9 protein-coding genes are annotated in these 9,929 nt (G+C 72.5%); 4 read left to right on the forward strand and 5 right to left on the reverse strand.

Annotated elements, in window-relative coordinates:
* Window positions 1-89 precede the first annotated feature (89 nt).
* Window positions 90-779 (reverse strand): CBS domain-containing protein, encoded by a 690-nt coding sequence (locus B0E54_RS26195; RefSeq protein WP_234588777.1) that lies wholly within the window; start codon window positions 777-779, stop codon window positions 90-92.
* Window positions 780-970: 191 nt separating this feature from the next.
* Here B0E54_RS26195 and B0E54_RS26200 point away from each other — a divergent pair, with 191 nt between their 5' ends.
* Window positions 971-1,528 carry a DoxX family membrane protein gene (locus tag B0E54_RS26200; protein ID WP_234588779.1) on the forward strand — a complete coding sequence of 186 codons (558 nt, stop codon included), beginning with the start codon at window positions 971-973 and terminating at the stop codon, window positions 1,526-1,528.
* Window positions 1,529-1,720: 192 nt separating this feature from the next.
* Window positions 1,721-2,113 carry an FKBP-type peptidyl-prolyl cis-trans isomerase gene (locus B0E54_RS26205; protein WP_234588781.1) on the forward strand — a complete coding sequence of 131 codons (393 nt, stop codon included), beginning with the start codon at window positions 1,721-1,723 and terminating at the stop codon, window positions 2,111-2,113.
* A 131-nt stretch (window positions 2,114-2,244) separates the two neighbouring features.
* On the opposite strand, the gene B0E54_RS26210 is transcribed toward B0E54_RS26205, so the two are convergent.
* Window positions 2,245-2,667, reverse strand: a complete 423-nt coding sequence (locus B0E54_RS26210) for an STAS domain-containing protein (protein WP_234588782.1) — start codon at window positions 2,665-2,667, stop codon at window positions 2,245-2,247.
* Window positions 2,668-2,867: 200 nt separating this feature from the next.
* Between B0E54_RS26210 and B0E54_RS26215 the strand changes: the two genes are divergently transcribed.
* Window positions 2,868-3,881, forward strand: coding sequence for an SMP-30/gluconolactonase/LRE family protein (locus B0E54_RS26215; protein WP_234588783.1), 1,014 nt, complete (start codon window positions 2,868-2,870; stop codon window positions 3,879-3,881).
* An 81-nt stretch (window positions 3,882-3,962) separates the two neighbouring features.
* Here the strand turns inward: B0E54_RS26215 and B0E54_RS26220 are convergent, their stop codons facing one another.
* Complete coding sequence (locus B0E54_RS26220) at window positions 3,963-5,231, reverse strand: Ig-like domain-containing protein (RefSeq protein ID WP_234588784.1); 1,269 nt, start codon at window positions 5,229-5,231, stop codon at window positions 3,963-3,965.
* A gap of 806 nt (window positions 5,232-6,037) precedes the next feature.
* Here B0E54_RS26220 and B0E54_RS26230 point away from each other — a divergent pair.
* On the forward strand, window positions 6,038-7,012 hold the full coding sequence (locus B0E54_RS26230) for a sugar phosphate isomerase/epimerase (RefSeq protein ID WP_305076155.1): 975 nt from the start codon (window positions 6,038-6,040) through the stop codon (window positions 7,010-7,012).
* A 115-nt stretch (window positions 7,013-7,127) separates the two neighbouring features.
* Here the strand turns inward: B0E54_RS26230 and B0E54_RS26235 are convergent, their stop codons facing one another.
* Both B0E54_RS26235 and B0E54_RS26240 read right to left on the reverse strand, forming a co-directional pair.
* Window positions 7,128-8,813 (reverse strand): right-handed parallel beta-helix repeat-containing protein, encoded by a 1,686-nt coding sequence (locus B0E54_RS26235; RefSeq protein WP_234588785.1) that lies wholly within the window; start codon window positions 8,811-8,813, stop codon window positions 7,128-7,130.
* 128 nt (window positions 8,814-8,941) lie between these two features.
* The coding region (locus B0E54_RS26240; RefSeq protein WP_234588786.1) for a dihydrolipoamide acetyltransferase family protein at window positions 8,942-9,929 on the reverse strand (988 nt) is incomplete at its 5' end.

A 9,929-nucleotide genomic window follows, 5' to 3' on the forward strand; every position in this document is an offset into this window, starting at 1 on the left:
CCGCCCAGCCGCCGTCGGCGCTCAGCCGAAGTCGCCACCCCGCCGCGGCGTGGCCGAACCGCAAGCCCGCGGCGGCGGGATGGGGTCGCTCAGGCGACCGGCATGATCTGCCCCGGATCGACGACCGTGTCGTCGGCGTCGTAGGCGATCGCGTTGGTCACCCGCACGACGCCACTCACCTGGCCCGCCAGCCGGCCGGCGAGGTCGACGGCGGAGCGACGGTCCAACCGGCCCGCCAGGGTGACGTCACCGTGGCGGACCTCGACAGTCACCAGGCCGTCCCGCACGGCGAGCACCCGGCGCAGCACCTCCTGGACGATGTCCGCACGAATCTCCGCGTCCGAGCGCAGGTGCACCCGCAGCAGGTCGGCACGGCTGACGATGCCGACCAGCCGACCGAGGTCGTCCAGGACCGGCAACCGCTTGACCTGCTCGCGATCCATGAGCCGCGCGGCGGCGGACAGTGCCGCATCCGGGCCGGTGGTCACCGGCGGCGCGGTCATCAGGTCGCCGGCCAGCAACGCCTCGCCCTTGCCCCGGGCGTCGCGCCGACGCCGGCTCTCGAAGACCCGCCGCTGCGCCGGCTCACCGGCTCGTTCGATCCGGTGCAGCAGGTCGGCCTCGGACACCACACCCAGCACCCGGCGGAAGCCGTCGATCACCGGCACGGCACTGATGCCGCGGCGCAGCAGCACATCGACGATCTCCCGGTACGGGGTCCCGGCCTCCACGGTCACGACCTCCCGGGTCATCACGTCACCCACCTGCCAGGTCCTCATCACGGCCTCCCTTTCGTACCTCCACCTCGGACGCTACGGCCGGACGGCGGCCCCGGTCAGGGTCTACGGCCCGGGCCGTCAGGGGTCCAAGGTCCCGGGCCGGTGCGGTCCGGTCGGCCCTGCCGAGGGAGCCGCCGAGAGCGTCTGATGGAGATGTCACCGGGAAGCGCGGTGCGAGGCAGAGAAGGGACGTGGACACCATGACCGCGACGATCGAGCGGACCACCGCCGAGACCACCGCTCCGGCGACCGGCACCACCCGAGAGAAGGCCACCCGCTACGTCCTGGCCGGCATCCGGATGGCGCTCGGCTGGATCTTCCTCTGGGCGTTCCTCGACAAGCTGTTCGGCCTCGGCCACGAGACCGAGTCGAAGAACGCCTGGATCAACGGGGGCAGCCCCACCAAGGGCTTCCTCACCTTCGGGGTCGCCGGCCCGTTCAAGGACGTCTACACCGGCATCGCCGGCGCCGCCTGGGCCGACTTGCTGTTCATGGCCGGCCTCGCCGGGATCGGCATCGCCCTCCTGCTCGGCGTCGGCATGCGGATCGCGGCCGTGACCGGTGGGCTGCTGCTGGTCCTCATGTGGACCGCCGTCCTGCCTCCGGAGAACAACCTCTTCATGGACGACCACCTGATCTACGCCGGGGTGCTCGCGGTCCTGGCGCTGGTCAACGCAGGCGACACCTGGGGCCTCGGGAAGCTCTGGGCGAAGCTGCCGATCGTCACGCGGGTGCCCTGGCTGCGGTGAGCACCACCGCACCATCGGACGGCGGGCGTCACCACAGGTGACGCCCGCCGAGACGTGTCCCCAGTTCGGTGATCCGGGGGTCGGTCCGGACGTGTCGGGGCAGGTGGCGGGTCCGCCGCACATCGGTGACGCGCTATCCGGCAGGATCGACGGTGACCGGACACATCACCCAACACGGCAGGAGATCCCCGCATGAACCAGGCAGCAGGCGCCCGATCGGGCAAGCCCGAGGTCGGTCCGATCGAGGGTGCGCCGCCGGCCGACCTCGTGACCGAGGACATCACCGTGGGCGACGGCCCGCAGGCCGAGCCGGGCCAGTTGGTAAGCGTTCACTACGTCGGCGTGTCCCACTCGACCGGCGGCGAGTTCGACTCGTCCTGGAACCGGGGCGAGGCTTTCGAGTTTCCGCTCGGCGGCGGTCAGGTCATCGCCGGCTGGGACCAGGGCGTGGTGGGGATGCGTGTCGGCGGCCGTCGCCGTCTCACCATCCCGCCGCACCTGGGGTACGGCGACCGCGGCGCCGCCGGCGTCATCAAGCCGGGCGAGACGCTGATCTTCGTCGTCGACCTGCTCGGCGTGCGCTGATCGAACGTGGCGGGGGTCGTTCGGCTCGATGCCGGGCGGCCCCCGGGCGCGTCCGCCGTCGGCGTCAGGCGCCGGGTGGGCGGGTGCACGTCCGAGTTCGGACGTGCCGCCGGCTCACGCCCCGGTCAGCCTCAGGCCGCCAGCACCAGGCCGCCGGCCGCGGCCGGCGGACGACGAGCGGCCTCGACCAGGTCGGCTGGCATCGGACGACGGGCGGCCTCGACCACCCGGGCGGGCTCGAGGATCGGCATCACCCGGTGCAGGCCGGTGGCGCGCAGCACCCGGGCCACCACCGGGGTGGGATCGACGAGGACCAGCTCGCCGCCCCGGGCCCGCACGCGCAGGTGCGCGGCGAGCAACGCGCGCACCCCGGCCGCGGAGAGCAGGCGCAGCCCGGACATCTCCAGCTGCACGACCGGTCGCGCCGGCACGGACCACAGAGCGGAGCGGAACGCGGCGACGGTGGCGATGTCGACCTCGCCGGCCACCCGCACCTGGACCACCCGGTCACCGACGTTGACCTGCACGTCGATCCGGTCGCTGCGCTCTTCCATGACGTGAAATCTATCCCCCACCACCGACAGTTTCGCCCCTCGGCGGAGTGATTCCGGGTACGCCCAGGGTCATCCCCCGGGGTGCCCCTCATCCCCCTAGGGGTGGAGGCCAGGGGCCTCGCGGTCGACCGAACGGCCGGTGCCGCGCCGCGTGCACGGCGCTCCGGGTACGCAGGGCATCGGCGGTGGACAATGACCCGATGGTGATCCCCCGGCCCCGGCCGCCACGGCTGATCCGTCCCGTCCGCGAACCGGCCACCGTCCCGCCTCCGCTCAACGGGGTGTGGGCGGCCACGGACCGGCGGCTCGACCAGGTCGATCTCCTGCCCCTCCCCGAGGGGGCCGTCGGGCCGGAGGACGTGCTCGTCGACCCGAACGGCCGGGTCATCAGCGGCGACGAGGACGGCAACCTCTGGTGGTGGCCGGCCGACGCGCCGGCCGGCACGCGAGGACGGCTGCTGGCCGAGACCGGCGGTCGGCCGCTCGGCATCGAGACGGATCCGTCCGGGGAGGCCCTCATCGTCTGCGACGCGTACCGGGGGTTGCTGCGGGTCACGCCGGACGGGGCGGTCCGCGAGCTGACCGGCACGGCGCCGCCGGTGCACCTGGCCAACAACGCGACGGTGGCCCGCGACGGCACCGTCTACTTCACCGACTCGTCGGACCGGTTTCCGGTCTCGCACTGGAAGCGGGACCTGCTGGAGCACCGCCCCAACGGCCGCGTGCTGGCCCACCATCCGGGCAGCGGGCGCACCGAGGTGGTGGCCGAGGGGCTGTACTTCCCCAACGGGATCGCGCTGACCCCGGACGAGTCGGCGTTGATGCTGGTCGAGACCACCACCCACCGGCTGCTCCGGGTGGAGTTGCGCGGCGGGGTGCGGGTGCTCGCCGACCTGCCCGCGTACCCGGACAATCTCTCCGCCGTGGGCGACGGGACGTACTGGATCGCCCTGCCCAGCCCTCGCGTGCCCATCGCCGAACGGCTGCTGCCGCACCCGCGGCTGCGTCAGCTCGCCGCGCTGCTGCCCGACGCGATGCAGCCGCAGCCGCGCCGCTACGGGCTGGTCGCGCTCGTCGACGGCGAGGGCACGGTCCGTCGTACGCTGCACGGCCCGGCCGGGAACTACTGGATGATCACCGGGGTACGACAGTACGGCGACCAGCTCTGGCTGGGCAGCCTCATCGGGCCGGGCGTGGCCCGCGTACCCCTGTAGTGCGCGCCCCACCCCGACGCGGCCGGGGTGCGTGCACGGCGAACGGGCCGACCCACCGCGATGGTGGGTCGGCCCGGTGCCTCAGCGTCCGCTGACCGAGGGCGCCGGCGCGGGTGACCCGCCGGCCACCGCGCCCGGGTGCGCCGGGGCGACCGGCGCGGGCTTGAGCCCGGACGGCACCGGCAGGGCGCTGCCCTTGACGAACTCGTCCCAACTCACGTTCCACGCCGTCCAGCCGTTGCCGGGTTGCAGCTCGACCTCGGTGCCCTTGACGGTGACCAGGTCGCCGACCTGGGTCACCCCCATCAGCCAGTCCGCGGCCGTGGCGGAGACGTTCGCGCAGCCGTGCGAGGTGTTGGTGTAGCCCTGCTCGCCCTCCGACCAGGGGGCCGAGTGGATGAACTCGCCACCCCAGGTGAGCCGCTGGGCGTCGTCGACGTCGACCACGTAGCCGCCGTTCGGCTCACCCCGGGTGTCGAAGGTGGTCCGCTCGTGCTTCTCCATGATCACCATCTTGCCGCTGGAACTGGGCGTGCTCGGCTTGCCCAGGCTCACCGGGATGCGGCGAACCAACTTGCCGTCGCGCAGCACCGTCATCTGCTTCGTGGCGTTGTCGATCTCCAGCGAGACCTGCTTGCCGATCTTCGAGGTCGCGGTCCGTTCGGCGTCCCCGACCAGGTTCTTGCCGATCGGCAAGCCCTCCAGCCCCGCCCGGACACTGATCGTCGTCCCCGGTCGCCAGAAATCGGGTGCCCGGTAATAGACCTGACTTCCGTCCTCCAGCCACGACCAGGTACCCGGCTGCGGCGGATTCGTCTTCACGAACAACCGGCGCTGCACATCCGCCCTGGCCTCTTTCGGAATTGCCGGGTCGAACGCCACGGTTACCGGCATCGCCGTGCCGTACGTCCGGTTGCCGACGAAATAGAGGGTGCTGGTGATCTGCGGCTTCGTGGACTTGGCCATCGTGGTGAACGTGGTGGTCCGTGTCGTGGTCGCACCCGAGTCACCTGTCGCGGTCACCTCCGCGGTGTACGTACGCCGAGGTTGCAGCGGCGCGCTCGGCACCCAACCGGAGCCGTCCTCACGTGGTTCCGCCTTGACCTGCGCGCCCTTGTCGTCGGTGAGCCGGACACCGGTGACCCGGCCGCCCTTGACCACCGCGCCGACCTCGGCGCTGATCGGCACGTCCCGGGTCTTGTCCCCCGGTGTCACGGTGAGCTCCGGCGCCGCGACGTGCCCCTTGGCCGGCCCGGCCGCCGAGTCCCGGTCGGCGGTGCATCCGGCCAGCACGAGCGGTGCGGCCGCGATAGTTACCGCCAACAGCGTCAATCGCCGCCTAGGTGTCATGTTCAGTCCCCCCGTTTTCGACTTCCCTCTGCCACATTCTGTCGGCCCCGACAGGAGTATCCAGGGCATTCGGAAATAATCGGCGGCGCATTTATCGGCGCATTTTCCGGCCCTGCGCCGTTGACGAGAAAAGCGCACGAGTGCCGCCTTGAGGCAACGTCCGCACTCCCGCACGTCACCAGACCCGCAACGTCCCGTCCCACCCAGACCCCGCCACGCCCGCACCTATCGCCGCCGTTGCACGACTTCGCCCCAGCGCCCCGCGCCCTGCGCCCTGCGACCCGCGCCCTGCGCCCCGCGCCCCGCGCCCCGCGCCCAAAATCATCGCGACATCGGGGACCTTGCGGTTTCCGACGCGCAGGAGGCAGCGACATCGCCGATGTCGTGTGGATCTCCGCGACGAATCGGCCGATCGGCGCGGACGCGGCAGGCCCGCCCCTCGGGTCGCGCTCGCCCGCGATGGCGTGCGCGACGGCCGCGCGCGGGGGTCGGGGCGGCTGCCGTACCTGCTGGGAGGACTTTTGTCAGGTGGAGCGAAGCTTCTGCTCGTCGAGACGGAGCTTTGCCTTCGCCCGGAGGCAAGGGTAAGGTCGATTTTTAGATAGAAGGTTGCCCATTCGTCGATCAGCCTGCCTGCCTCCCTTGCCGGGTCGGCCGCGGTCCCCCTTCAGGGGCGCCGACCGCGCCCACGCGTCGTCCTCACCGTCCCGCCGGAGCACGCCTCCGGCCGGTTCAGCGCGCTCCGGCACCGGCAAGCGGTCGACAGCTGCCGACGGCACACCAGCCGTCAGGAAGGGACCACCACCATGGATCACCAGACCAACCGCTCGGAGCCGACAGCGACCTCCGAGTCGGTCAGTCGGCGCGGACTGCTCCGCGCCGCGACCGTCTCCGCCGCAGCCGTCGGCGCCGCCGGGCTTCTCGCCGGCCGGGCGAGCGCCGCGCCCGTCGGCGACACCGCCGCCCGGGGTCAGTCCCACGGCCGGCGTCGGGTGCCGGTGGACCGCATCAGCATCCAGCTCTACACCGTGCGCGACCAGCTGGCCGCCGACCTGCCCGGCACCCTGACGGCCCTGCGGCGCATCGGCTACCGGCGAGTGGAGCACGCCGGCTTCGTGGGGCGTACGGCGGCGGAGTTCCGGGCCGCGCTCGACGCGGCCGGGCTGCGCTCCACCTCCGGTCACACCGGCATCCCGCAGCCGTTCGACGCCGCCACCTGGGAACGTGCGCTCGAGGACGCCAACACTGTCGGCTGCGAGAAGATCGTCCACCCGTACTTCGGTCGGGACGCCGAGGGGCGTCCGTACCGGAACCCCGCCGTCTACCGGGCCCTGGCCCGGGATCTCAACCAGGCGGGCCGGCTGGCCCAGCGCGCCGGGCTCGATTTCGGCTACCACAACCACCAGCTGGAGTTCGTGCCGCTTACCGACGGCTCGACCGGCTTCGAGATCCTCACCGGGCAGACCGATCCCCGGCTGGTCCACTTCGAGCTCGACCTGTACTGGACCTGGCGAGGGGCGCACGACCCGGTCGACGTGATCCGGGCCAACCGCGGCCGGATCCGCCAGGTGCACGTCAAGGACCTGGACGTCGAGGGTGGCTTCGCGGACCTGGGCGACGGTGTCATCGACTTCGGCCGGATCTTCGACCACGAGCGGGAGGCGGGCATCGAGGAGTACATCGTGGAGCGGGACGACGCGGGCACCCCGCCACGCGCCCCCGCCGACGCCCTCGACACCGCCCGGGTCGGCTTCGACTACCTCGCCGCACTCCGGTACTGACCACCTCGGGGACCACCTGACGACGAACCGGGCCGTACGCCGCCGCTGCGCGTCGCACCACAGGTGCCCACCCTGGCGACGGCCGTCGCCAGGGTGGGCACCGTAGCCGGGTCGCTCAGGTCCAGTCGCTGTCGACGTGGTTGTCCCGCCAGCGTCCGCCCACCGGCGGGGTGTCCAGCCGCATCCCCTCGTCGGCGTTGCCGGCGAGGTCGTTGTCCTCGACCCGGCAGTCCACACAACTGCCGCGGTCGGTGATCCACAGCCCGTGCGTCTGGGTCTGGTGGTCGTGGTTGTCCCAGATCCGGTTGCCGCGAATCGTGGCCGAGTCGAACGGCGCGTCGATGGTGATGCCGGCCCGCCGCTGCGGTGCGGCACCCAGTTCGTATCGACATCCCGGTGGCGGGATGTCGCCGCTCCACGCGCTGAACGCGTCCGGGCGGACCGGGGCGAGGGTGAGTTCGTCGCCGGTGTTGGAGGCGACCATGGCGACGGCACGTCCGACCCGCAGCACCTTGCCCCGGTGCCCGTCGTGCGGCCAGGCGGCCGACCGGTCCACCAGCGACCGCTCGCCGTAGCGCACGGCGTCACCCGTCCCGCCGGTGCCTTCGGCGTACTGCTGCCCGTTGTTGCGGATCCGGTTGTTGAGCACCACCGTGTCGGTCATCTGGTGATCGACGCGCACCGCGTCCAACCCGTTGCCCCAGAGCTCGTTGCTCTCGATCACCACGTCCCGGATCGCGCCCCGGTAGCCGCGCCCGAGGTCCCGCGTGTGATATCCGTGCTGGCCGTTGCCGCTGATCCGGTTGCCCCGGACGGTGTACGGGCCCGGGGTGTTGCCGATGCTGACCCCGTCGCGCAGGTTGCCGTCGATGACGCAGTCGGTGAGCAGCCCACCCCGGCCCGCCACCGACGCCGTGCCCTGCGACGACACGTCGAAGCCGGTCTCCAGGTTGCCGGTCATCGTGCAGGCCGAGACGATCAGACCGTCGGCGCCCCAGTCGGAGATGCCGAACCGGTTGCCCTGGCTGTGGCAGCCGACGATGCGGTAGCCGCGTGGCGGCTCCCAGTAGTCCTTCTGCAGCTCCAGGAAGATCCCGTTGGTGCCGTTGGCCAGGGCGGTGCAGTTGGCGATGGTCAACCGCTCCACCGGCCCCCACCCGCCGATACCGACCCCGATGCCGGCGCCGCCGATCTGCTCGCCGTTGTCGAGGCGACCACAGCCGACAGTCACCACGCCGTCGATCAGCGAATCCTGCAGGAAGTCGCAGCCCAACCCGGTGGCGGCGGTGTGGTGGATGTAGAGGTTGCGAAAGACGCCCCGCACCACGTACTGCAGGCCGAGGCCCTTGGCCAGGTAGTTGTACTCGGCCATCGCCACGCCGGAGCCGTCGATCTGGAAGTCGGCGAAGGTGCAGTCGGCGATGTGCCGGTCCCGGTCCGCGCCGTGCTGCACGGTGGTCCAGAAGGCCAGCGGCGTCGGATCGGCCCGGTTGCCCTCGTTGCTGAGCATGAACCGGGTCGCCGCCGGGCCGGCCCCGATCAGCGACACGCCGCTGCGCCACACCGTGCCCGCGTCCCGGATCGAGTAGATGCCCGGCGGGCAGTAGATGACGCGGGCCCGCCCGTCCGAGGCGTACCCGGCGCCGAGACGGTCCACGAGGGCTGCCAACGCCGGCTGGTCGTTGGTCGCGCCGTCACCGGTCAGCCCGTACTCCAGCGCGTCGCAGTACAGCGGTGCGCCGGCCGCGGCGGGTCGCCGCACCCGTACCGAATTCAGTAGCAGCTCGTTCGCTACGACCACGGATCGGCTCCCTTCGACGCCTCCGGTGCGTACCGGCGGGGCCGACTTCCCGATGACGGGACCGCGAAACCCCGGGCCGCACGCCGGCCCTGGCGCCGCGCGGGCGGTGCCAGGGCCGGCGGTACGCGTCAGACGGCGGCGATCAGCAGCGCCGGACGCTCCACGCAGTCGGCGACGTGCCGCAGGAAGCCACCGGCCACCCCACCGTCGCAGACCCGGTGGTCGAAGGTGAGGCTCAGCTGGGTCACCTTGCGCACGGCCAACTGCCCGTCGACCACCCACGGCTTGTCCACGATCCGGCCAACGCCGAGCAGGGCCGCCTCGGGGTGGTTGATGATCGGCGTGGAGCCGTCCACGCCGAACACCCCGTAGTTGTTCAGCGTAAAGGTGCCGCCGGTGAGCCGGGCCGGCGCGAGCGTCCCGGCCCGCGCCGCGGCGGTGGTCGCCGCCAGCTCGGCGGCCAGCTCGGCGGTGGTGAGTCGCTGGGCGTCGCGCAGCACCGGCACCAGCAGGCCCCGGTCGGTCTGCGCGGCGATGCCCAGGTGCACCCCGGCGGACTGGACGATCCGCTGACCCTCGGTGTCGACCCGGGAGTTGAGCTGCGGGAACCGGCGCAGGCCGCTGAGGCAGATCCGGGCCAGCAGGGCCAGGATGCTCACCGGCGCGTCGGGCGTCGCCGCGTTGATCGCCGCGCGGGTCTCCAGCAGCCCGGTGGCGTCGACGTCGACCCAGATGGTCACCTCGGGGATCTCCCGCCGGCTGCGGGAGAGCTTGTCGGCGATCACCTTGCGCACGCCGGTGAGCGGGACGATCAGGTCGCCGTCGCCCTGCGGGGTCGGCTCGGCGTGCGGTTCCGGTACGGCGGCGAGCCGGGCGACGGGGACTGCCAGCGCCGCCTCGACGTCGGCGCGGCGGATCACACCGCCGGGCCCGGTGCCACGAACCGTGCCCAGGTCGACGCCGCGCTCGCGGGCCAGCCGACGGACGATCGGCGAGATGACCAGTGCGCTCGCCGAGCGCACCTCGGCCGAGACGCTGCCGGCGACCGGGGCCGCCTGTGCCGCTGACGGGCCGGTGCCGCCCGCCGGGCCCGCGTCGGGCCGGACCGCGTCGGCC

Source organism: Micromonospora sp. MH99 (assembly GCF_021442385.1).
GTDB lineage: Bacteria > Actinomycetota > Actinomycetes > Mycobacteriales > Micromonosporaceae > Micromonospora.

Coding starts and splice junctions, on each gene's coding strand:
- B0E54_RS26220 (WP_234588784.1), bottom strand. CDS start 5,231: ATGACACCTAGGCGGCGATTGACGCTGTTGGCGGTAACTATCGCGGCC.
- B0E54_RS26215 (WP_234588783.1), top strand. CDS start 2,868: ATGGTGATCCCCCGGCCCCGGCCGCCACGGCTGATCCGTCCCGTCCGC.
- B0E54_RS26210 (WP_234588782.1), bottom strand. CDS start 2,667: ATGGAAGAGCGCAGCGACCGGATCGACGTGCAGGTCAACGTCGGTGAC.
- B0E54_RS26230 (WP_305076155.1), top strand. CDS start 6,038: ATGGATCACCAGACCAACCGCTCGGAGCCGACAGCGACCTCCGAGTCG.
- B0E54_RS26195 (WP_234588777.1), bottom strand. CDS start 779: ATGAGGACCTGGCAGGTGGGTGACGTGATGACCCGGGAGGTCGTGACC.
- B0E54_RS26205 (WP_234588781.1), top strand. CDS start 1,721: ATGAACCAGGCAGCAGGCGCCCGATCGGGCAAGCCCGAGGTCGGTCCG.